Origin of the sequence: Gilliamella sp. wkB292 (genome assembly GCF_001690235.1) — a bacterium.
Classification (GTDB): domain Bacteria; phylum Pseudomonadota; class Gammaproteobacteria; order Enterobacterales; family Orbaceae; genus Gilliamella; species Gilliamella apicola_F.
The window spans coordinates 99,359-123,214 of record NZ_LZGO01000055.1 but is presented as its reverse complement, the minus strand read 5'-3'; the positions used below and the strand labels follow the sequence as shown (position 1 = coordinate 123,214).

Genomic DNA, 23,856 nt, shown 5'->3' with positions numbered 1-23,856 from the left:
ACATCGTTTACAGCGTGGACTACCAGGGTATCTAATCCTGTTTGCTCCCCACGCTTTCGCATCTCAGCGTCAGTATCTGTCCAGAAGGCCGCCTTCGCCACCGGTATTCCTCCACATCTCTACGCATTTCACCGCTACACGTGGAATTCTACCTTCCTCTACAATACTCCAGATAACCAGTTTTAAGTGCAATTCCTAGGTTGAGCCCAGGGCTTTCACACCTAACTTAATTATCCGCCTACATGCCCTTTACGCCCAGTCATTCCGATTAACGCTCGCACCCTCCGTATTACCGCGGCTGCTGGCACGGAGTTAGCCGGTGCTTCTTCTGTAATTAACGTCAATTGATGCACCTATTAGATACACCACCTTCCTCACTACCGAAAGTACTTTACAACCCGAAGGCCTTCTTCATACACGCGGCATGGCTGCATCAGGGTTCCCCCCATTGTGCAATATTCCCCACTGCTGCCTCCCGTAGGAGTCTGGACCGTGTCTCAGTTCCAGTGTGGCTGGTCATCCTCTCAGACCAGCTAGAGATCGTCGCCTTGGTGAGCCCTTACCCCACCAACTAGCTAATCCCATATGGGTTCATCAAATGGCGCATGGCCCGAAGGTCCCATGCTTTGGTCTCTCAACATTATGCGGTATTAGCAGTCGTTTCCAACTGTTGTCCCCCTCCATTCGGCAGATCCCCATACTTTACTCACCCGTCCGCCACTCGTCATCAAGTGCAAGCACTCATGTTACCGTTCGACTTGCATGTGTTAAGCCTGCCGCCAGCGTTCAATCTGAGCCATGATCAAACTCTTCAATTTAAAGTTTGATGCTCAATAACTGTCTCTGACATAATTCAAATGAATCTTCAGTGTCACTTATCAAGACTTAATTTTTTGAGTCCGTAGACTTTTAATTTTTCGTCTCGCAAGTGCCCACACAGATTGTCTGTTTCTTCTTTTTAAAGAGCTGACAGCTTTTAATTTAACTAAACATTTTGTTGTTTTAGTTTGCTGTCTCAAGGGCTGCGTATACTACGCTACACCTTTTTATTCGTCAAGATCTTTTTTCAATATTTTTGATCTTGCTCTCTAACACCTTCTTCGTTTGTTTTTCACTAACGCCGTGTCAGTGGATGCGCATTATAGGCACTTCATTTTTTTTATCAAGCAAAAAAACACGATCTTTTAATTGTTCGAATAAGCTTTAAACACTCAAAACATTAATGCATTGATATCTTTGAAGATTATATTGAGCTAATTTGCTAGTTAATTTTTCGACATATTGGTTAAGTGCTGTGCTAACAATAATATTCTCTTTATTTAGTGATAAATTACTATCAATCAATTTACCTTCTTTATGAAGTAATTCATAAACACGCACAGCAATTGCATTACCAGAATCAATAAAAGTAGCGTGAGGAAATATTACCTGCAACTCTTCTTTGATAAAAGGATAATGTGTGCACCCCAATACAATAGTATCAGGACAAACCGATAAACTTAGCCAAGGTTGTAATAACTGTTTAAGTTGCAGCATATTAACTACCACTCCTTGCAGTTTATTCTCTGCAATCTGTGCTAGTTCAGATAGTCCAAGTAATTCGACTTTACAATCAGGTGCAAACTGTTTAATCAAATTGTTTGTATAGGCTCTTTGAACCGTTGCTTTAGTTGCTAACAGCCCTATACATTTATTTTTAGTCATTTTACTAGCTGGTTTAATAGCTGGCACAACACCAACAATCGGAAAAGAAAATTTAGCACGTAAACTAGGTAAACAGATAGTACTTGCGGTATTACAAGCAATAACCGCTAAATCAATAGAATATAATTTGCTAATGTTATCAATAACATTAATTACTCTATCAATGAGAAACTGTTCTGATTTATCTCCGTAAGGAAACATTTCATTATCAAATGCATAGATATAGTGTAGATTAGGCATCTTTTTGCAGATTTCATTATAGACAGATAACCCACCGATACCCGAATCAAATATTAATATTGTTGGAGATTGTCTCGCTATGCTCATATTAAATAAAGATTAGGAAATTAAATCGACATTATCCTAAATTGAATAAAAATTTATGCAAGTAATTTTATTTAAGGTAATACTGGCTTTTTTACTCATAAATTATTAAAATAGACGTCTAGATGGTAAAACTGCTAAATCAGAATACATCTCATCGCATATCAAGTATTGCATTTAATAAGTTAAAAGAAGGTATATCATGTCAGAATTTTTATTTACTTCAGAATCTGTTTCAGAAGGTCATCCAGATAAAATCGCCGATCAAATATCTGATGCAGTGCTTGATGCTATTTTAAAACAAGATCCCAAAGCAAGAGTAGCTTGTGAAACTTACGTAAAGACAGGTATGGCACTCGTTGGTGGAGAAATTACAACATCTGCTTGGGTAGATATTGAAGAGTTGACCCGTAAAACTATTCATGACATAGGATATACCAGTTCAGAAATGGGTTTTGATGCCAATTCATGTGCGGTACTTAATGCTATTGGTAAACAATCGCCAGACATAAATCAAGGTGTCGATCGAAAAGATCCTCTTGAACAAGGTGCAGGCGATCAAGGCATTATGTTCGGCTATGCTACCAATGAAATGCCAAATCTAATGCCAGCAGCAATTAGTTATGCACATGATTTAATGCGTCGTCAGGCAGAAGTCAGAAAAAATGGCACGCTGCCTTGGTTGCGTCCTGATGCTAAAAGCCAAGTCACATTAATTTATCAAGATGGGCAGATAAAAGGAGTTGATACAGTAGTTTTATCAACCCAGCATTCCGAAGGTATTGAACAAAAAACAATACAAGAAGCAGTAATGGAAGAAATCATTAAACCAACATTACCTGCCAAATGGTTAACATCAAGAACCAAATATTTTATTAATCCAACAGGCCGATTTGTTATCGGTGGTCCAATGGGTGATTGTGGATTAACTGGTCGTAAGATTATTGTCGATACATATGGTGGAGCTGCACGTCATGGTGGAGGCGCATTTTCAGGAAAAGATCCATCTAAAGTTGACCGTTCAGCTGCATATGCCGCTCGGTACGTTGCTAAAAATATTGTAGCAGCAGGGCTTGCCGATAAGTGTGAATTACAAATATCTTACGCAATAGGCGTTGCAAATCCAACATCGATTTATGTCAATACTTTTGGCACAGAAAAGATTGATCATGATAAAATAGTGAATTTAATCAAAGAATTTTTTGATTTAAGACCTTATGGATTGATTCAAATGCTTGATTTGATTCAGCCAATTTATCAACAAACTGCTAGTTATGGCCATTTTGGTCGTGATATTTTCCCGTGGGAAAAAACAGATAAAGCTACATTACTTCGCGATGCCGCAGGATTATAGACGAATACCCATTTCATTACATAATAAAGTCATGGCTTGTTTAAGAGAAAACCTAAGACAAGCCAGCCTTATTTTACACACCGCATTTCCTGAACCTAAAGTAATTTATAAAGTTAAAGGAAGTATTGCCGGTAGCGCACTGTTGACACGCTGGGAAATACAGCTTAATTCAATAATGTTAACTGACAATGGTGATACATTTATTGATGAAGTCGTCCCTCATGAACTTGCTCATCTACTAGTGTTTAAAACGTTTGGTAAAGTTAAACCTCATGGCACAGAGTGGCAATATATGATGTCTGAAGTATTGGGTAAATTACCCAAAGTAACCCATAATTTTACAATAAAGCGCAATAGCTATATGTACCGTTGTAATTGCCAAATCCACCATTTAACTAAAATCAGACATAATAAAATCCAAAACAATAAAACTAGTTATTTATGCCAAAAATGCGGTAGTATACTTAAACAAGTTATTCCAATTTAGACCATTACATGTGTAAACTCGATTTTCATTTTTATAAAAGTTCATTTTTTATTCTTCTCTTAGGTGTTTTTCTTTATATTTTCGGTAATTTTTATATTCCTCTATATAATGGGTTAACAGTTACACTTATTGAACACCTACAATCTCTCTTTTTATTATTTATGTGTGGTTATACGTTTTATTATGCAAAACGCGTACAACATCATGCTACCTTATATAAATTCTGGATTTGGACAATCTTTTGGTGGATTATGCTTTTTGGACGAGGAATAAGTTGGGGGCGTGATTTTTATCCTGACGTTCCACGTTTTTATTATAAAATTATTGCAGCTATTGTAATGGGTATACCATTACTGACGACTTTCTTACCAACAATCCGCAAAGAAATAGCACGGCGTTATAAATTTGAAAGTATTCCTTTTTGGCATATCTTTTTCGCATTTCTTTTTTTGGGAATTGCAGATATCGCAGAGCACCATCGTATGGGACACGAATTTTTAGTATTAACTCGAGAACGTAAAGATTTGATTGAAGAATTAATGGAGATTCCTTGCCTGCTCTGTATAGCATTAACAACTTTCTATATGCAAACAAATGAACAAAAAAGGTTGAGTAAATCATGTTAAGTTATCGTCATAGCTATCATGCTGGTAATCATGCAGATGTGTTAAAACATGTTGTTTTAACCTTGTGCCTTGAATCGTTAAAAGAAAAAGAAAAATCGATTTTATATTTAGATACGCATTCTGGAGCGGGTCGTTATTTATTACAAAGCGAGCATGCTGAAAAAACGGGTGAATATTTATCAGGAATAAATTTAGTTTGGCAACAAACAGTTATACCAGAGGCTCTTACTCCGTATATTTCAGTGTTAAAACGGTATAATCCTTTTGATACTTTGAAATATTATCCAGGTTCTCCTTTAATTGCTAAACAACTATTAAGAGAACAAGATAAATTGAATTTAACTGAATTACACCCAAGTGACTATCCTTTATTGAAGCAAGAATTTACAAAGGATAAGCGCGCTAAGGTATTACGTGAAGATGGTTTTTTGCAATTAAAATCTAAATTACCACCACAATCACGTCGCGGCATTATTCTAATCGATCCATCTTACGAAATAAAAGAAGACTATCAAAAAATTCCAACAGCAATTTGTGAGGCTTATAAACGTTTTGCAACTGGAGTTTATTTGATTTGGTATCCGGTTGTGTCAAGAACACAAACCCAAAAAATGATAGATGGAATTGTAAATTTAGGAATTAAACGAATATCGCAATTTGAACTAGCATTAAGGCCGGATAACAATCACAAAGGAATGACTGCATCAGGCATGATTGTCATCAATCCACCTTGGAAATTGCATGAGCAAATGCAAACAATCTTACCGTGGCTATCCAATATTCTTGATACAGATAAAACGGGCAATATACTGATTAAAAAATTAGTGACAGAATAAATTGACGGGTTAATAAACAAAATGCGAGGTTTTCTCGCATTTTAAATAATTATAAAGAAAATGTTAAAACTGAAATTATGGAAAAAAATGGCATGCAAATAAATAGATCCATAAAATAATAGTTAATAATAGAGATAAAAATACCGCTGCTGAACCATAATCTTTAGCTCGACCTGATAACTCATGCCTTTCCTTGCCTATACGATCAACAACACACTCAATTGCACTATTAATTAGTTCAACAATCATGACTACACCTATCGAGCCAAGTAATAAAATACGTTCATAAATTGAAAAATCGATTAGCATTACAATAATATAAGCGACTATTAATAAAATTAATTCTTGCCGAAATGCAGCTTCATACCTAATAGCCGATTTGAAGCCTTTTAAAGAATATTTAGTTGCATTAAAAATACGTTGTAAACCTGTCGATTTTTCCATCATAGCATTCCAAATTTAAAATTATCTAACATATCCGTAATTCATTAGCCTTTGAAATCTTCTCTCCAATAAAACAGATACATCCATATTTTCCAGCTCGTCAAGATCACTTAGTAGCTGCTTTTTCAATGAAGTAGCTACTGTACTATAATCACGATGCGCACCACCAAGAGGTTCAGGCACAATAGAATCAATAAGATTTAATTTAAGTAATTTATCAGCTGTCATATTCATGGCTTCAGCAGCAACTGATGCTTTATCTGCGCTTTTCCATAATATAGAAGCGCAGCCTTCAGGAGAAATCACAGAATAGGTACTGTACTGTAGCATATTCACTTTATCTGCTACACCAATAGCAAGTGCGCCACCAGATCCACCTTCACCAATTACAGTACAAATTGTTGGCACTTTTAAACGTGACATTTCACGTAGGTTACGCGCTATCGCTTCAGCTTGACCTCGTTCTTCCGCACCAATACCAGGATAAGCACCAGGCGTATCGATAAAAGTAATAATAGGTAATTTAAAGCGTTCAGCTAATTGCATTAATCTTAGTGCCTTACGATATCCTTCCGGAGCAGGCATACCAAAATTACGATAAATTTTTTGCTTGGTCTCACGACCTTTTTGATGACCAATAACCATAACAGCACGATCATCAATACGTGCAATTCCACCTACAATAGCTTTATCATCAGCATAAGCACGATCACCGGCTAATTCATCAAAATCAGTGAAAATCTCTTTAATATAATCTAAGGTATAAGGTCGGTTTGGATGCCGAGCTAATTGTGCAACATCCCAAGGGGACAAGTTTGCAAATATTTTTTTAGTTAATTCACGACTTTTTTGATTTAACTGTTTAATTTCTTTATCTAAATTGATATCTAATTCAACTTGTTGTGAATCAATATTCTTTAAGGAATTAATTTTTGCTTCTAATTCCGCTATCGGCTTTTCAAATTCCAAAAAATTGCTCATAACGATTATGATTGCCTCTTGTGTTATTTGTATTTCCTAAAAAATACACTACTAAATACAGTATACTGACTATTTCTTAAGATAAAATTAAGCCAATTCTACTATGTAATACGCATTAAAGTCACCAATATTTATTTCAGTAAGCTTTAAGATATATTAAAATCATTTTACCTAATTCTATTGATATAAATTTTATTCTGAGTTGTTGATGAAAAATACATCACTGATATATATGGGCTATTCGAACTCAAATTCAATACGCTCATTTCCAAGTAATGTTTTCAACTCTACGATTAAAGCATCTTCAGGAACTATACGCCAAGTTGTTCCAAATTGGATTCGAACGACCGAATCATCTCGATGATAATAAAGATTAACCGGTACACTACCATGTCGATGAGGCTCTAAAATCTGTTGTAAACGCTGTAATATTGAACGATTAGCTTCAGCTTCAGTTAATGTAATAGCCAAGCCCTTAACATATTTAGCTCGAGCATCTTTCAAATCAACAATATCGCGAACAGACATCTTTAGTCCACCATTAAAATCATCGGGGCTAACTTGACCTGACACTATCAGAATTTTATCTTTAACTAAAAGATGTCCAAACTTTTCTAAAGAATCGGCAAATAACATGCCATCAATCCGACCAGAACGATCATCTAAAGTAAACAGACCAATTTTATTGCCTTTTTTGGTAATTCTAACTCTCGCATCAGCAACTATTCCTGCGAAAGTTGCTGTCTTTCCCCAACCAGTTGGTGCAGCTTCACTAATGCGTACGCCACCTGCATAACGATTGAGTTCTTTCAAATATTGCGTAACCGGATGGCCGGTTAGATAAAGTCCTAAAGCATCTCTTTCGCCATCAAGTAATACTTGAGCTGGTAGCTCTGGTACCGCTGCATAAGCGTGTTCAACTTGTTCAGGCTCTTGTGCTAATACACCAAACATATCTTCTTGGCCAATATTTTGCGCTTTGGTATATTGCTCAGCTGCCTGCATGGCATCACTAATGCTATGTAAAATTGCTGCCCGATGCGGTCCTAATTTATCAAAAGCACCGGCCATAGTTAGCTTTTCTAGTACACGTCGATTGATTTTTTTCATATCTGTACGTGCACACAGTTCAAAAATATTTTTAAAATAGCCACCACTGTTTCGTGCTTCAACAATTGCTTCAATTGGTCCTTCACCAACGCCTTTTATTGCACCAATACCATAAACAATTTCGCCTTTGTCATTGACATGAAAATGGTATAAACCGCTATTAATATCTGGAGGATTAACTTTTAGTCCCATTCGTAGGCATTCATCAACCAAGCCCACAATTTTATCGGTATTATCCATATCTGCTGTCATAACAGCTGCCATGAATTCAGCTGGATAATGGGTTTTCAGCCATAATGTTTGGTAAGACACCAGTGCATAGGCGGCAGAGTGTGATTTATTAAAACCATAACCAGCAAACTTTTCAACCAAATCAAAAATATGCATTGAAAGTTCACCATCCACGCCTTGTTTTTCTGCTCCTTCTTTAAAAACAGAACGTTGTTTAGCCATCTCTTCTGGTTTCTTTTTACCCATAGCACGGCGCAGTAGATCAGCACCGCCTAAGGTATAACCGGACAAAGTTTGTGCTATTTGCATGACCTGTTCTTGATATAAAATAATGCCATAAGTTGGCTCTAAAATAGGTTTTAATGACTCATGTTGATATTTTATATCGGGATAAGAAACATCTTCTCGCCCATGTTTACGATCGATAAAATTGTCTACCATTCCTGACTGTAAAGGTCCCGGGCGAAATAATGCTACTAAAGCAATCATATCCTCAAAACAGTCTGGTTTTAAGCGCCGAATTAAATCCTTCATGCCACGCGATTCTAGCTGAAATACTGCTGTTGTTTCGGCTTTTAGCAATAAATCAAAAGAGTCTTTATCATCAAGAGGAATGCGCGTAATATCAACAAGTTCTTTCCCTTCTCGAATTTGACGTTCATTAATCATTTTGATAGCCCAATCAATAATGGTTAATGTGCGCAATCCAAGGAAATCAAACTTAACTAAGCCGGCATATTCAACATCATTTTTATCAAATTGAGTAACAGGATGATGCCCTTCGGGGTCACAATAAATAGGTGAAAAATCGGTAATTTTTGTTGGTGAAATCACAACACCACCGGCATGTTTACCAGCATTGCGAGTCACACCTTCTAATTGACGAGCAATATCAATTAGCGACTTAACCTCTTCGTTATTATCATACAATTCTTGTAGTTGTGGTTCGAGTTCAAATGCTTTAGCCAGTGTCATACCTGGATCTAAAGGAATCAATTTAGAAATACGATCGACAAACCCATAAGGATGGCCAAGCACTCGCCCCACATCTCGAATAACTGCTTTAGCCGCCATAGTACCAAATGTAATAATTTGAGATACCGCATCACGACCATACATATCGGCAACATGATCAATAACCAAATCACGTTTTTCCATGCAAAAATCGACATCAAAGTCAGGCATTGATACACGTTCAGGATTTAAAAAACGTTCAAAAAGTAAGTCAAAGGCTAGCGGATCTAGATCTGTTATTTTTAATGCATAAGCCACTAATGAACCTGCGCCCGAACCTCGACCAGGGCCTACTGGGATATCATTATCTTTTGACCATTGAATAAACTCCATCACGATCAAAAAATAACCGGGAAACCCCATTTGATTAATAACATTAAGTTCGGTTTCTAAGCGCTCATCATATTCTGCTCGTTTTTGTGCTCTAATATCTGGATCAGGAAAAAGAAACGCTAGCCGTTCTTCTAGGCCTTCACGAGATTTATAGACTAAAAAATCTTCAGTAGACATATCCCCTGTTGGAAATTTAGGTAAAAAATATTCACCCAAACGTATAGTCACATTGCAGCGCTTAGCTATTTCTACACTATTTTCTAAAGCTTCAGGAATATCTGAAAACAACTCACACATTTCCTGTTCACTACGCAGGTACTGTTCTGGTGAATAGTTTTTAGGACGATTAGGATCTTCAAGAGTATTGCCATCATGTATCGCTACGCGAATTTCATGGGCCTCAAAATCAGAAGGTTGTAAAAAACGAACATCATTGGTCGCAACAACCGGCAACATATATTGTTCAGCAAGTTTTACCGCGCTATGAATAAACAACTCTTCGTTGTTACGTTTAGTACGAACTAACTCAAAATAAAAGTGATCATGAAAATTTTCTTGATAAAAATTAATAGCATTATCGATTATAGACGGATTATTACGAATAATACCTATACCAATATCACTTTCCCGCCCCGCTAAAATTATAAGTCCAGTACGATATTGAGCTAACCACTGTTGATCAACAACTGGCATATCACCAATATATCCTCTTTCATAAGCTTTAGAGATAAGTAATGTCAGATTTTTGTAACCTTCATTATTAGCAGCAAGTAGAGTTAATCGATAAATATCATCCGGTAATTGTGAGCTTCTAATTGCTAAATCAGCACCAATAATCGGCTTAATTCCTTTAGCCATCGCAGATCCATAAAACTTAACCAAACCACAAAGGTTGGTAAAGTCGGTAATAGCAAAAGCAGGCATATGCAATTGATTAACTTCATTAACCAATGCCCCCACTTTAGCGATACCATCAACCATTGAAAAGTCACTATGTAGATGAAGATGAATAAACTTAGGCTCTGTCATATTTATCAGAAATAATTATGCTAAAAAATTGTGAGCGATTATATCACAAGCAATAGTAATATTCTTACTTCTGTTTATAAACATGTTTTGTTTGAATTGAAAAAAATAGAAAGAATCTTTTTAATAACTTTGAACGATGAAAAGAATTAAAACTATACCACCGATAATCTATTTTATCGGTGGATAATCATTAACTAAATTTTCTTAAATAACACTGAACCATTAGTTCCGCCAAAACCAAATGAATTACAAAGTGCATATTCTAAGTTTTTGACCTGACGAGCGGTATGCGGTACATAATCAAGATCACAGCCTTCATCAGGATTATCTAAATTAATTGTTGGTGGTACAGCCTGATCGCGTAATGCCAATACCGTAAAAATAGACTCAACAGCACCCGCAGCTCCAAGTAAATGACCAATCATTGATTTAGTCGAACTTACCATTACTTTGTTGGCATTTTCTTTAAAAATACTTTTAACTGCTTGTGTTTCTGCTTTATCACCAGCTGGCGTTGATGTACCATGAGCATTAATATAACCCACTTGCTCAGGTGTTATTCCTGCGTCACGAATCGCACATTTCATGGCTAATGCTGCACCACTACCATCTTCTGGTGGTGAAGTCATATGATAAGCATCTGCGCTCATACCAAAGCCAACAACTTCTGCATAAATTTTTGCACCGCGTTTTTTGGCATGCTCATACTCTTCTAAAAACATAATGCCGGCACCATCACCCAGTACAAAACCATCACGATCTTTATCCCATGGTCGACTTGCCGCTTTAGGATTATCATTATTAGTTGATAATGCGCGCGCTGCACCAAAACCACCAATACCAAGTGGCGTACTCGCTTTTTCACCACCGCCAGCAAGCATACCATCAGCATCACCATAGGCTATCATACGTGCTGCATGACCAATATTGTGTACACCTGAAGAACAAGCAGTTGCAATTGTAATACTTGGTCCTTTTAATCCATAAATAATCGATAAATGACCAGCTATCATATTAACTATGGTAGAAGGTACAAAAAACGGACTAATTTTACGCGGACCACCATTAATTAAAGCACTATGATTTTCTTCAATTAATCCAAGTCCACCAATACCTGAACCAATAGCACAACCAATACGTTCTGCATTTTCTTCCGAAATTTCAATACCCGCATCTTTCATTGCTTGTATACCAGCAGCAATGCCATATTGGATAAAATAGTCCATTTTACGAGCATCTTTACGTGAAATATTATAATCTTCGCCATTAAAATTTTTAACCATAGCGGCGAAGCGCGTTGCGAAAGGGGCAGTATCAAAGTGTTCTATTAGTTCAACACCACTTTGACCAGCTAAAAGTGCTTGCCAAGTGGATTCAACTGTATTACCTACCGGAGATATCATGCCCATTCCGGTGACAACAACTCTGCGTTTAGACACATTGTCCTCCAGAAAAGGATTGAAATGAAATTTGAATCATTGAAAATTTTATTTTGAGTTTTCAATACATGAATATTAATTTTTATCTAAAAATTAAAGACACAAATACAAACTAGGCGATCATTTGACCGCCTATTATGAAAACTCTGCTAACCTTATTGATTTGCAGTAATATAATCAATTGCTGATTGTACAGTTGTAATTTTTTCAGCTTCTTCATCAGGAATTTCAGTATCGAATTCTTCTTCTAAAGCCATAACTAATTCAACTGTATCAAGAGAGTCAGCGCCAAGATCTTCAACAAAAGAAGATTCATTCTTAACTTCGTCCTCTTTCACACCAAGTTGCTCAACAATAATTTTCTTAACTCGCTCTTCAATAGTGCTCATACTCTTTTTTTTCCTATAAATATCGCCAAAAGTGGCGGTGAATGTAAGTTTATAAAATGTTGAAAAAGATGCAAATCATTTTTCAACCCAATTGCTTATTTTTTGCTCAAAAAGTCAAAATATTGGCTTATTCTACACTATTCTGATCAATTACACCATATACATGCCACCATTGACATGTAAAGTTTCACCAGTAATATAAGATGCTTCATCAGAAGCCAAGAATGCAACAGCATTGGCTATCTCTGACGGCTCTCCTAATCGCCCAGCTGGCACTTGTGCTAACGTCACGGCTTTTTGCTCATCGGTTAATGCTTCAGTCATATCTGTTGCAATGAATCCAGGCGCTACCACATTAACCGTAATACCTCGAGATGCAACTTCACGAGCTAATGATTTACTAAAACCAATTAATCCTGCTTTAGCTGCCGCATAGTTAGCTTGACCTGCATTACCCATTGTGCCAACAACAGAACCGATTGTAATAATTCGTCCATAACGTTTTTTCATCATAGATCGCATTAAAGCTTTAGATAGACGGAACACTGAGGTTAAATTGGTATCTAAAATAGATTGCCACTCTTCTTCTTTCATTCGCATTAATAAATTATCACGAGTGATACCAGCATTATTCACTAAAATATCAATATCACCAAATTCAGTTTTAATAGCATTAATGACCGATTCAATCGATGCTTCGTCAGTCACATTTAAAGCAAAACCTTTGCCATGTGTACCTAAATATTGACTGATTGCTTCAGCACCTTTTTCTGTTGTTGCAGTACCAATAACGGTTGCACCACAAGCAACTAACTTTTCAGCAATCGCTTTACCTATCCCGCGACTTGCACCAGTAACTAAAGCAATTTTTCCTGATAGGTTCATAACTACCCCTTTTATCTTCTATTTAGTATTTTCTATTGCAACATCTAATGACGCTTTATCATTTACCGCACATGCTGATAACGAATCAACAATACGTTTAGCCAATCCAGTTAGTACTTTACCTGGCCCTATTTCAACTAATAGTGTTACACCTTGTTTAGCCATTTGCTCAACAGTTTCTGTCCAACGAACTGGGCTATAAAGCTGCGCAATCAATGCGGCTTTAATTTTTTCTGCTGAGGATTCAATCTTAACATCAACGTTATTAATAACCGCAAATTTTGGCGTGTTGAAAGTAATTTCATTCAAGGCAATAGCTAATTTTTCGGCTGCGGGCTTCATCAATTCACAGTGGGAAGGAACACTAACAGCTAATGGTAAAGCACGTTTAGCACCTGCTTCTTTGCAAAGTACGCCAGCACGCTCTACTGCTTCTTTATTACCTGCAATAACAACTTGCCCTGGTGAATTAAAATTGACAGGTGCAACGACTTGACCTTGGGCTGCTTCGTCACAAGCTTTACGGATCGAATCGTTATCTAAACCGATAATGGCATACATCGCACCAGTTCCAGTTGGTACAGCCTCTTGCATAAGTTTGCCACGCAATTCAACTAATTTAATTGCATCTTTAAAATCAATCACGCCAGCACATACCAATGCCGAATATTCACCTAAGCTATGTCCTGCCATAAATTCAGGTTGTGCACCATTAACACTTTGCCAAACTCTAAAAGTAGCAACTGAAGCAGCTAATAAAGCAGGTTGTGTTTGCCATGTTTTGTTAAGTTCCTCAACTGGACCTTGTTGTACCAGATCCCATAAATCGTAACCTAATACTTGTGACGCTTCGTCAAAAGTAGATTTCACAATTGGATAATTGTCAGCAAGATCTTTTAACATACCGACGGCTTGTGAACCTTGTCCTGGAAAAACCATTGCAAATTTGGTCATTTTTAAATCCTTGAATACTCAAAATAATTTTTGTTTAAAATCTAACGAGCGCAGAGCCCCAAACAAAACCGCCACCAAAAGCTTCTAATAAGATTAGTTGGCCTCGCTTAATACGCCCATCTCGCACACCTGTATCTAATGCACATGGGACTGATGCGGCTGAAGTGTTGCCTTGTTTATCTAAAGTGACAATAACTTTACTTAAATCCATATCTAAACGTTTTGCGGTGGCTGAAATAATTCGTAAATTTGCTTGATGTGGTACTAACCAATCTAAATCGGATTTATTAAAGGAATTTTCTGTTAATAATTCATCGACTAAATTTGAAAGTTCTTTGACAGCAATTTTAAATACATCATTGCCTTGCATAGTCATATAAACGGGATCATTCATATCACGGCGATCAACATAAGGATATTTTAATAACTCGCCGTAACGACCATCAGCATGAAGATGTGAAGCAATAATGCCTGGTTCTTGAGAAGCACCAACCACAACCGCACCTGCACCATCGCCAAAAATGATAATTGTTCCACGATCTGTTGGATCGACGCCACGAGTTAGCATGTCCGAACCAACCACTAATGCATATTTAATTGCACCACTTTTTATATATTTATCGGCAATATCAAGTGCATAGACGAACCCCGAACATGCAGCAGAAACATCAAAAGCAATGACATCTCCAATAGCTAATTTTGCTTGCAGTTCGGTGGCTGAGCTAGGAAAGGCATTTACTGAAGTTGCAGTGGCAACAATAATCATACCTATCTCATTTTTATCAATCTTTGCCATTTCAATAGCATTTAAAGACGCTTCATAAGCCATAGAAGTTACTGTTTCGTCTGGTGCTGCAATGCGTCGTTCTTTTATTCCTGTTCGTGTTGTGATCCATTCATCACTAGTATCGACCATTTTTTCAAGATCAGCATTGGTTCTTATCTGTTTCGGAAGATAACTCCCTGTTCCTAATATCTTTGTATACATCTAATTATTCGCTCTTAGGTAGTACGGAAGAAAGGCTGCTTGCAATCTTCTCAGGTATATTGGTTTGGATAGCCAAAATAGCTTGTTCTATTGCTGCAAAGAATGATTTTTGATTAGCACTACCATGACTTTTAATCACAATGCTTTGAAGCCCAAGCAAACATGCGCCATTATATCGTCCGGGATCTAAATAACCAAAATTTTTAGAAACCTTTCTTTGTAACCACTTACTTAATAGTTTCATTAATAATGAATTATGACCAATAGATAACTTAAATGAAGACATGAAAATTTTAAGTAAACCTTCTACTGTTTTTAATGTCACATTACCCACAAAGCCATCACAGACTAGTACATCGGTTTTACCAGTTAAAAGCTCGTTACCTTCTAAATAGCCGATATAATTAATATTATCATTCGATTTTAAAATCGCTGCTGCAGCGCGTATTTTATCCAAACCTTTTGTATCTTCTTCACCAATATTAAGTAAAGCAACTCTAGGATGATCAATTTTGAGCACTGTTTTGGCTAAGATCTGCCCCATTATGGCAAATTGCACTAACATATCACTATCACACTGAGCATTAGCACCTAAATCTAATACTACTGTATTTTGATTATTTAATGCTGGAATGATGGCAACTAATGCAGGACGATCAATACCAACTAGTGCATGTAATAATAGCTTAGACAGTCCCATCAATGCACCAGTATTACCAGCGCTAACGCAAGCTTGAGCTTGGTTATTTTTAACCAATTCTAGTGCTATTCTCATTGATGAGCCATGGCTATGCCGAATGGCATAAGCTGGTTTCATATCATTAGCAATCACAGATGTTGATTCGATCAACGTGAGTCGATGGTCTTGTTGATATTGCTTAACAAACTTTGCATTTTCTTTAGATAAAAAAAGATTAATTTCTGTTGGATCACCCACCAGAAAAATAGAGAGATTTGGATAACAATTTAGTGCTTGTATTGCAGCAGGAACAATCACACGAGGACCAAAGTCCCCGCTCATAGCATCTAACGCAATGGTTAGATTATCCAAAATGTCACCTGAAGATTTCTAATGACTAAATAATTATTTAGAAATCACTTTACGACCACGATAATAACCATCAGCGGTTACGTGATGACGTAAATGTGTTTTGCCTGATTCATCAACTGAGATATTAGCAGCAGTTAATGCATCATGAGAACGACGCATACCACGTTTTGCACGAGTTTTACGATTCTGTTGAACAGCCATGGATTTACCCCTTATTCTTTAAACTAACTAAAATTGCAAATGGATTCGGCTTTTCATTCTCAACAGGAATTTCACCAAATACCATATCTGCCTCTGACACTTCGCAGTGTTTACTATCATGCACCGGCGCAATTGGTAACGAGAGAATAATTTCGTCCTCAAGTAACGCTAATATATCTACCTCGCCAAACTCGTTCATAAAAACGGGTTCATAATGTTCCGGTAACGCCTCTGCCTGAGCATCGCTCTTAACAGGACTAAATTTATTCATCACATGAACTTCAGTGATAAAAGGTTTAAAACAACGTTGACAAATAAGCTCCAACGTTACTTTTGCATCAATTGCGATAACACAAAGTTTCTGTTCATCGTAATAAAAAGACAAACTACACTCAATATCGCTTTTCAGACTTTCAACCCTTGTTGCACTTTGCGCTGGATAGTATCCAACATAATCAAGTCGTTTTTGTGCCGCTTTGACAGGGTCAATTGTTAATGGCAATTTATTTTGCATAAGATAAGCTTGCTACCTTGAAAATTATTTTGTGTAGTTAAAAACTACACAATGCCGTAAGGCGCGCATCTTACCTTTAAATGACCATTTCGTCAATGGGCGCAAGTAATATTATTTGTATTAGTTATTGATTATTCCTCTAATATTTTATCAAATATATTTATTCCAATTTCGTGAAAGGTTTAATATAAAAAATACAATTTTGACTATTAAAAATACCCATGAAAGTTTAAGACAATCGCCCAAAGCTATCTTTGACTATAGCTTGGAAATCTTCAAAGGTTTTGCTATTTAATAAACGTTTGGTTGAACGCTCCTTCACTAAATTGACAAACAAATTATAAATTCGCATCGCATCTTCATATTCATCCTTACTAATTGCTAATAAAAAAATGACGTGTGCAACTTCATTTTTATCCCATATGATTCCTTGTGGCGCTAATATGGTTGTCACAACCGTCTTTTTGGCTAACAAACCTACTGAGTGTGGAATAGCAATATTTTCACCTAATAATGTCGAAACAATCGCTTCGCGTTCAATGACAGAATGATAAAAAGATGCATCGACATATCCATGCTTTTCTAAACGATGACAAACCACTTTAAAAAGCTCTGATTGTGTTATTGGTTTATCCATGATAAGAAAAAAATTTTTATCGAAAAAACGCTCGATCAAATGGGGCATTGTTCTATCTATCATAGCCAATCGTCCTAATTGCTCGAGTTGATAGGTAGTTGGAAATGGCGCTATTTTAACAATCTGCTTATCTTTTTCAGTCAAGCGTACGGTTGAGACAATAAAATCTTCCTCAATATTTGTTAACTGCTCATATTCTCGATAGGAAAGTATACGACTAATTTGAATATGTGGAAAATCTCGCTTAATCTTCGATTCAATCATACGTAAAGTTGCATTACCAAGATCGCTCACTAGCAGTATTTGAGCATACCTTTCATGACCTGCACTATAGTTACGTTCTAATGCGACACCAATGTGCACAGCCAAGTAACTGATCTCATCTTCTGTCATTTTTGATTCGGTATATTTTTCAGTATTTGCTAGTGCTGATAAGGTAATATCATAAGCAAACGGATAATATTGTTTTATTTCTTGCAATAAAGGATTTGTTGTACGAATTTGATATTTCACGCGCGATAGCATCGATGAAACATGAATTGACATATCTTCGAATAATTTTTCATCCTCCAATAAATTATAGTGATAAGTATGATTAATATAAGATAAAATATGTTTTACAAGTGCTAAACTTTTTGCTTGATTTGGCGAATCAATAATGGTGCGAGACATGATTTGAACGCATAAATAATTCAACTCAGCTTGAGAAAGTACACTACCTAAAAAATAAGAAAACTCTTCAGAAATCTCTTGAGCTGCGCCAATAACAGTACTATTAATCTGATCTATTTGATAATCAATTAACTCATAACCTTGCGTAATTCGGCTAATTGAAACAGCACAACTATAAAGTAAATAGCTTTGTCCTTCAGCGTTTAATTTTAATTCAAAACGCTCAATTTGATCTTGCAATACCTTTGCTAAATAATCCAACTCAATATCATTTAATATATGTTTTTGAAGTCTACCAATTGTTAAAGTATCTTCCGCCATATATCGTTGCCATAAAATATCGGTTAAACATGCTCGAATGGAAGACTCTTCACCAATTAAACGCATACCATAATAGGGACGGTTTTCTAATTGCAAATTATACTTATCTAAATATTGTTTAACTTCAATCACATCATTTTGCAACGTACTACGACTTAAAAACCATTTATCAGCAATATCATCTAATTTGACAGAATTAGATTGTGTGAGAAAAGCGATTATTAATGCAACTATCCTTTCTTTGCTTGTTCTTGGAATATTTTCTATTGAATGCGAATTAGTTAAAGCTGCATAACGTTTAGCATCAGATATTAGCAGTTGATAACCAATATTTTTAGTATAATCAATTTGCGCGCCATAATGACGTAAAATATCATTAAGTGCTGAAATGTCAGTACGAATAGTACGAGTAGATACCGAAAAACGGTTAGCGAGTTCCTGTTGAGGCAGCGTTTCGTTTTTTATGGTATCAAATAAATACGCTAATCGCTGATAAGAAAACAGCACTTTAGATGACATTATTTATCCTACCAATTTTTGTGTAATTGCCAAAAGTTTTTCAACATCAGCAGTGCGCGTTTCTCCTGTCGCTTGATTAATAATAGAACTATAAATATGTGGGATAATCCTTTTCACACCAGCATCTAAAGCTATCTTCAAAATGACTTCATAGTTGTCTAAATCGATTCCCCCTGTGGGCTCGAGATAAAAATCTTGTTCAGCACAACACTTTGCCACATATTCAAATTCGGCTCGATGTTTTAATCCACCCATTGGAAAAAATTTGATTGAACTTCCGCCCATATCTTTGAGTAACGCAATTGCTGTTTCAATCGGTACCTCACCCTTGGTAGTTTTACTACTTAACGGGCCAGTAGCAATATTGACCAATCCAATTCTACCCGTTGGTGATACTAAGCCATTAATCACAGTCTCTTTTTGACCTAACAATGCACGGCTAGTCCCTACACCAGTAAATACTTGATTGACATGTTGCGGTTGAAGAACTGCTGATATTTCAGATACCATAGTTGACTGATTTGGATCGCCAGCGCCTAAACCAACTGAAATTGCATTATCAATTGCTTGCGCATATTTTTTCATATCGGTTATTGCTGATTGATTATCACAATAGTTTTTCGATAAAATACCGACTACAACATGAGTTTGTGCTGCTTCATAAACGGCTTTAGCATTATCAATTGAATTAGCCAGAACATTTAAACAGACACGATCATTATAATAATTAGGTGTCAGTTGCATCATTTTACTCCTAGTATAATACGTTTAATTTTATTATAAATAATGTCAAGTTGAGCAGAAGTTACACTACGTACATCAACATCAACTTTACCTTCGTTAGCTTTATATTCGCGAAAATAAACAGCAATTTCACCTTGCTTCATTAATTCAACTATTTCGATAGCGCTTTTACCTATTACAGTGGCATCAAATGCGATTTCTGTTCGAGCAATATCTCGCCCTGCACTATCCCAAACAACTTTGGCTAATACGCCAGGTAAAGCATTAAGATTATCAATAAATGGGGCCATTTTACTCACCATTTGCTGACCAGTTTCTTGCTTAGGATCGTTAACATAAAGTTCAATGGCTTTAGTTAAACCTAAAATACCCTCTTTCCCCACTTTCATTGGGCGTCCAATTCCTTGAGATTGCAGTTTTAACCATTCAATCGCTTGATGACGGCCTATCACTAAACCACTAGTCGGCCCTTCAATTGCTTTTGCACCACTATAAATAACTAAATCGGCACCTTGTTGATAATAGGCTTGCAAATCCTCTTCTGCGGCAGCATCAACAATCAGAGGTATATTATGTTTTTTGGCAATTAAAGCAGTTTGCGCAACCGTTAACATACTTTTTTGTACACAATGATGAGATTTAACATATAAAATGGCTGCTGTATCGGCATTAATTAATGATTCGATATGTTCTGGCTTACATTCATTAGCGTAACCTGCCTCTACTACAATGCCGCCACCTAAAGACACCATTGTACCAATTGGCGCCCCAAAATTGACGTTATGTCCTTTAGGAACAATAATTTCACGGGGTACATATTTATCAGACGAATGGAGATTAAATAATAGATCGTGATCATCCTTAATAATAAACCCTGCAACAGCTTGTGCTATACCTGCTGAAGCACATGAAACCACAACCGCACTTTCGACATTGAGTAATTTGGCAATATATTGCCCTGTTTTATCAACTAAATCTTTGATTTCAAAATATTCGCTTAATCCCTGCGATACCGTATCCACTACTTCAGGTCTTGGTGTTGAAACACCTAATATAGTCATACGCCCTGATGCGTTAATGACCTTTTTTAAATGATATTGACTATAAACGTCTTTTTCAGTTTGAGATTCTGAGCGCATTTTTACTACCTTCTTCTGTTATTTCTATGTATAACGAATGTTTTGTCGTATCAGCAACAATCGATGCTAGAGGCACGAATTGTTCATGACTTTGTCTGACTTCACCGTCTGAATCAGCTAACTCAATAGCTTGTTGTTTAATATCAAAAACAGTCAAATCAGCATCATAACCAACAGTTAACTTGCCTTTATTTTTAAGACGCAAAACTTGTGCCGCATTTTGAGTAACACTATCAAGAATTCTTTTTCGGCTATAACCAAGACAAATAAACTTGGTCATTACATTTGCTAAACTAAATACGGGGCCTTGTAAGCGATTTTTGGAATAAATGTCGGAACTAATTGTATTAGGATAAATATCCAAGCACTTGGCACGCTCGGCGACAGCAAAGCTAAAGCTTTCTCCACCATGACCAATATCTAAAATGACGCCACGTTCAATAGCTCGTTTGATTGAATCTCGCAAATTGTTCTGTTTATCAAATATTTGATTTGGCTTACCATTAAAACAGTGAGTAATAATATCGCCTTTAGTTAATAAATCGGCAATTTCATCCAGCTCTGGCGGATTATTCCCGACATGAATCATCAGAGGTAAACCGGTTTTTCTCTGCATCTCTTTCGCTTTGATTAATGGTAAAATACCATTTTCACCCACCACACTCCGGCTCATCCTAACTTTTATTCCAATAATAAAATGTGGATATTTAGCTAAAGTTTTGTCAAATAACGCGACATCAATATCTTGCATATCGGCAAGTTCATTTTGTCTAATTAAACCAATCTTTGAGATATTCAAAAATGAATAAACATGAGTCTGCGCTTGCTGAGCTAGTTGATAGAACGCATCAACATCAAGTGCGCCAACACTACCTGCATCCACAACAGAAGTTACGCCAGCTTTAACCCCAATTAAATCAGGCTCATCATGATAGATGGGTGAACGCGCAAAGCAATGAGTATGAGAGTCGATCCATCCGGCACTGACATAATATTTCTGTTTTAGGTCTAAAATGCGAATAGTTGGATCTGAAATGACACTGTCTATTTTGACAATTTTTCCTTGATAAATAGCAATGTCGGTTATCGAGTCATCAATTAATATGGCGTTTTTTATAATTAAATCATACATAAGTTGTTCCAAATCCGCTGTAATTTAACTAACTACAGCGGAGAGTTAACATTAGACAATAGGAAATATTCCACCAAAAATCATCGCACCTAAAATTGCACCACCAGTGATTGGTTTTTTCCATACATAAAAGAGTAATGCACCCAGTAAAGAACCTATACCAATAGGAATTGAAGCTACCATAGCTGATAAAATAATCATTGGCCCTAAGAATCGTCCCGATGCATTACCGGCGCCCATCATCACATCAGCACCAAAAGTCGATCCACTGCCACTATTAACAGTAAATTTTCGGATAAGAATAATAATTGCGCCAATCAATGCACCTAAAACTAATCCAGTCGCTAATGCAGCTAAAAAGTTTTCAACAGGAAAGGTATAACCGCCCGCTAGCAATAATGCCGGTACACCTAATCCAATACCTGTTTGTAAAGCGCCACCAATGTCTAATATGCCAACTAATGAACCTTCGATAACGCGAGCAAACAAAAAACTAGCGCCAAATGCTGCAACTGCACCATAATCACCAGTTGTCATTCCTGATTTGAGCATTGCAACAAACGCAATCTCATTAAATGCACCTATACCATATACATAAAAAGTATGCGTTCCAGCAAAAATACCTGCTGATAAAAGTCCACAAATAATCGGGAATGACCAATCGGCATACCAAAAACTTTTATTAATGGTTGTTTGAGTATTCATAATGTGTTATTCCCTATATTATTTAAACCAATAAGACAGACCATCTCGAAATGAATTTATCATCTTCATATCAAAACCGCGAAAATAGCCACTCATTACAAATAGAACAATGACCGCGACTAACATAATCTTCATAACACGATTCCAGCCACTGTCATCAACACCTTTACCAATTAGGATACCTAAAACTAAGCCCGGTACAGCATTACCCATAATCAATTGCGCAAGTCCACCAAACAATGTCCCCCAAAAACCACTACGACGACCAGCATCTAACGCTGCCAACCAAAAGATCACTGGCATTACTGTTGCCACAAGCAGATTTGCCGCAGGGACTAATACTTTCGTCGCTGTAATTTTTAATGAATCAGGAATAACAGAAGTGGTGGTATTTAAAAATAACACCACTATGACGCCGATAAATGCACAAGCTAATGCCATTTTTTTAGGATCATGTAGCGTTTCGGCAAGATTACGATTTTTTATCATCAATAACGATGCTCCCCAGTTGGGGATAATTCGGTGATCGACATCTTGGGTAAAAGAGCCCGCAGCCACTGATGATGCCCATGCATTAAAAAAGAAACCCAGACCAAATGAGAAATGTGCCGCAGGATCACCTTCACAAGAATTAAGTTCGCCAAGTGTTCGAAAAGCCCCCATGCCTTGATAGGTTGGCGCATGAAACATTCGAGCCGCCCCCGCACCAACGCCAAAACCACAAAGTCCACCAATAATAATAGACTTTAATGCAATAATTAGAATTTCCATCATTTCCCTTATACGTTATGTTATTCAGATTTAAATTCAATATCCGCAAGATCAACAAAACTTACATTAACAGAGACATCAAGAGTGACGTCGTAAAGGGTTCTTTTCCTTGGCAGAAAAACAAACAAAAAGCGCTCAGTGGTTATCATTTGTTTTGCTGATACAACTTGAATATCTTGTGGTTCAATACGTAATACAATATTGCCAATATGGTTAAACACCTCTTTTTGAACCTGACTTAATGCTATTGCAAATGCCCGTTGTTTAGATTCACCTTTACCATTTACCCTGACATACAACTGTTGTGTTTTTTTCATTTTTA

23 protein-coding genes and 1 rRNA gene are annotated in these 23,856 nt (G+C 36.6%); 4 read left to right on the top strand and 20 right to left on the bottom strand.

The window, feature by feature from the left end:
* A 16S ribosomal RNA gene (locus A9G09_RS07000) occupies positions 1 to 818 on the bottom strand; the annotation flags it as partial.
* Positions 819 to 1,203: 385 nt separating this feature from the next.
* Positions 1,204 to 2,031, bottom strand: coding sequence for a glutamate racemase (gene murI / locus A9G09_RS06995; protein WP_081297507.1), 828 nt, complete (start codon positions 2,029 to 2,031; stop codon positions 1,204 to 1,206).
* 199 nt (positions 2,032 to 2,230) lie between these two features.
* Here murI and metK point away from each other — a divergent pair, with 199 nt between their 5' ends.
* Genes metK through A9G09_RS06975 form a run of 4 tightly spaced genes read left to right on the top strand, consistent with a single transcriptional unit; the run spans position 2,231 to position 5,331 of the window.
* A complete protein-coding gene (gene metK / locus A9G09_RS06990) occupies positions 2,231 to 3,382 on the top strand; it encodes a methionine adenosyltransferase (protein WP_065634150.1) in 1,152 nt (383 codons plus the stop codon).
* On the top strand, positions 3,366 to 3,869 hold the full coding sequence (locus A9G09_RS06985) for a SprT family zinc-dependent metalloprotease (RefSeq protein ID WP_065634149.1): 504 nt from the start codon (positions 3,366 to 3,368) through the stop codon (positions 3,867 to 3,869). Before metK ends, A9G09_RS06985 begins: the two co-directional genes overlap by 17 nt.
* Before the next feature lie 8 nt (positions 3,870 to 3,877).
* Positions 3,878 to 4,495 carry a hypothetical protein gene (locus tag A9G09_RS06980; RefSeq protein WP_065634148.1) on the top strand — a complete coding sequence of 206 codons (618 nt, stop codon included), beginning with the start codon at positions 3,878 to 3,880 and terminating at the stop codon, positions 4,493 to 4,495.
* The gene (locus tag A9G09_RS06975) at positions 4,489 to 5,331 is read left to right on the top strand and encodes a 23S rRNA (adenine(2030)-N(6))-methyltransferase RlmJ (RefSeq protein ID WP_065634147.1); all 843 of its coding nucleotides are present in this window, start codon (positions 4,489 to 4,491) and stop codon (positions 5,329 to 5,331) included. Before A9G09_RS06980 ends, A9G09_RS06975 begins: the two co-directional genes overlap by 7 nt.
* A gap of 75 nt (positions 5,332 to 5,406) precedes the next feature.
* Here A9G09_RS06975 and A9G09_RS06970 read toward each other — a convergent pair whose 3' ends face one another.
* The 18 genes from A9G09_RS06970 to A9G09_RS06885 all read right to left on the bottom strand — a co-directional run bounded on the left by A9G09_RS06970 (position 5,407) and on the right by A9G09_RS06885 (position 23,851).
* Positions 5,407 to 5,778, bottom strand: a complete 372-nt coding sequence (locus A9G09_RS06970) for a diacylglycerol kinase (RefSeq protein WP_065634146.1) — start codon at positions 5,776 to 5,778, stop codon at positions 5,407 to 5,409.
* An 18-nt stretch (positions 5,779 to 5,796) separates the two neighbouring features.
* Positions 5,797 to 6,756, bottom strand: coding sequence for an acetyl-CoA carboxylase carboxyl transferase subunit alpha (accA, locus tag A9G09_RS06965; RefSeq protein ID WP_065634145.1), 960 nt, complete (start codon positions 6,754 to 6,756; stop codon positions 5,797 to 5,799).
* Positions 6,757 to 6,993: 237 nt separating this feature from the next.
* The gene (gene dnaE / locus A9G09_RS06960; protein ID WP_065634144.1) at positions 6,994 to 10,473 is read right to left on the bottom strand and encodes a DNA polymerase III subunit alpha; all 3,480 of its coding nucleotides are present in this window, start codon (positions 10,471 to 10,473) and stop codon (positions 6,994 to 6,996) included.
* A 194-nt stretch (positions 10,474 to 10,667) separates the two neighbouring features.
* The gene (gene fabF, locus A9G09_RS06955) at positions 10,668 to 11,912 is read right to left on the bottom strand and encodes a beta-ketoacyl-ACP synthase II (protein WP_065634143.1); all 1,245 of its coding nucleotides are present in this window, start codon (positions 11,910 to 11,912) and stop codon (positions 10,668 to 10,670) included.
* A gap of 155 nt (positions 11,913 to 12,067) precedes the next feature.
* Positions 12,068 to 12,301, bottom strand: a complete 234-nt coding sequence (gene acpP, locus A9G09_RS06950) for an acyl carrier protein (protein ID WP_025316503.1) — start codon at positions 12,299 to 12,301, stop codon at positions 12,068 to 12,070.
* A 150-nt stretch (positions 12,302 to 12,451) separates the two neighbouring features.
* The gene (gene fabG / locus A9G09_RS06945) at positions 12,452 to 13,186 is read right to left on the bottom strand and encodes a 3-oxoacyl-ACP reductase FabG (protein ID WP_065634142.1); all 735 of its coding nucleotides are present in this window, start codon (positions 13,184 to 13,186) and stop codon (positions 12,452 to 12,454) included.
* A gap of 18 nt (positions 13,187 to 13,204) precedes the next feature.
* Entirely contained in the window at positions 13,205 to 14,140 is a 936-nt protein-coding gene (gene fabD / locus A9G09_RS06940) for an ACP S-malonyltransferase (protein ID WP_065634141.1), read from the bottom strand.
* A gap of 34 nt (positions 14,141 to 14,174) precedes the next feature.
* A complete protein-coding gene (locus A9G09_RS06935) occupies positions 14,175 to 15,128 on the bottom strand; it encodes a beta-ketoacyl-ACP synthase III (RefSeq protein WP_065634140.1) in 954 nt (317 codons plus the stop codon).
* A gap of 4 nt (positions 15,129 to 15,132) precedes the next feature.
* A complete protein-coding gene (gene plsX, locus A9G09_RS06930; RefSeq protein WP_081297506.1) occupies positions 15,133 to 16,179 on the bottom strand; it encodes a phosphate acyltransferase PlsX in 1,047 nt (348 codons plus the stop codon).
* 33 nt (positions 16,180 to 16,212) lie between these two features.
* Positions 16,213 to 16,380 (bottom strand): 50S ribosomal protein L32, encoded by a 168-nt coding sequence (gene rpmF / locus A9G09_RS06925; protein ID WP_065557369.1) that lies wholly within the window; start codon positions 16,378 to 16,380, stop codon positions 16,213 to 16,215.
* Between the two features lie 4 nt (positions 16,381 to 16,384).
* A complete protein-coding gene (yceD, locus tag A9G09_RS06920) occupies positions 16,385 to 16,894 on the bottom strand; it encodes a 23S rRNA accumulation protein YceD (RefSeq protein WP_065634139.1) in 510 nt (169 codons plus the stop codon).
* 229 nt (positions 16,895 to 17,123) lie between these two features.
* Entirely contained in the window at positions 17,124 to 19,043 is a 1,920-nt protein-coding gene (locus A9G09_RS06915; protein ID WP_065634138.1) for a transcription antiterminator, read from the bottom strand.
* A 3-nt stretch (positions 19,044 to 19,046) separates the two neighbouring features.
* Entirely contained in the window at positions 19,047 to 19,787 is a 741-nt protein-coding gene (locus A9G09_RS06910) for a KDGP aldolase family protein (protein ID WP_065634137.1), read from the bottom strand.
* Positions 19,787 to 20,926 carry a DgaE family pyridoxal phosphate-dependent ammonia lyase gene (locus tag A9G09_RS06905; RefSeq protein WP_065634136.1) on the bottom strand — a complete coding sequence of 380 codons (1,140 nt, stop codon included), beginning with the start codon at positions 20,924 to 20,926 and terminating at the stop codon, positions 19,787 to 19,789. Before A9G09_RS06905 ends, A9G09_RS06910 begins: the two co-directional genes overlap by 1 nt.
* On the bottom strand, positions 20,904 to 22,058 hold the full coding sequence (locus A9G09_RS06900) for an amidohydrolase/deacetylase family metallohydrolase (protein WP_065634135.1): 1,155 nt from the start codon (positions 22,056 to 22,058) through the stop codon (positions 20,904 to 20,906). Before A9G09_RS06900 ends, A9G09_RS06905 begins: the two co-directional genes overlap by 23 nt.
* A 51-nt stretch (positions 22,059 to 22,109) precedes the next feature.
* Complete coding sequence (locus tag A9G09_RS06895) at positions 22,110 to 22,763, bottom strand: DUF4310 family protein (protein ID WP_065634134.1); 654 nt, start codon at positions 22,761 to 22,763, stop codon at positions 22,110 to 22,112.
* A gap of 18 nt (positions 22,764 to 22,781) precedes the next feature.
* Complete coding sequence (locus A9G09_RS06890) at positions 22,782 to 23,534, bottom strand: DUF4311 domain-containing protein (RefSeq protein ID WP_065634133.1); 753 nt, start codon at positions 23,532 to 23,534, stop codon at positions 22,782 to 22,784.
* Between the two features lie 20 nt (positions 23,535 to 23,554).
* Positions 23,555 to 23,851, bottom strand: coding sequence for a DUF4312 family protein (locus tag A9G09_RS06885; protein WP_065634132.1), 297 nt, complete (start codon positions 23,849 to 23,851; stop codon positions 23,555 to 23,557).
* Positions 23,852 to 23,856 lie beyond the last annotated feature (5 nt).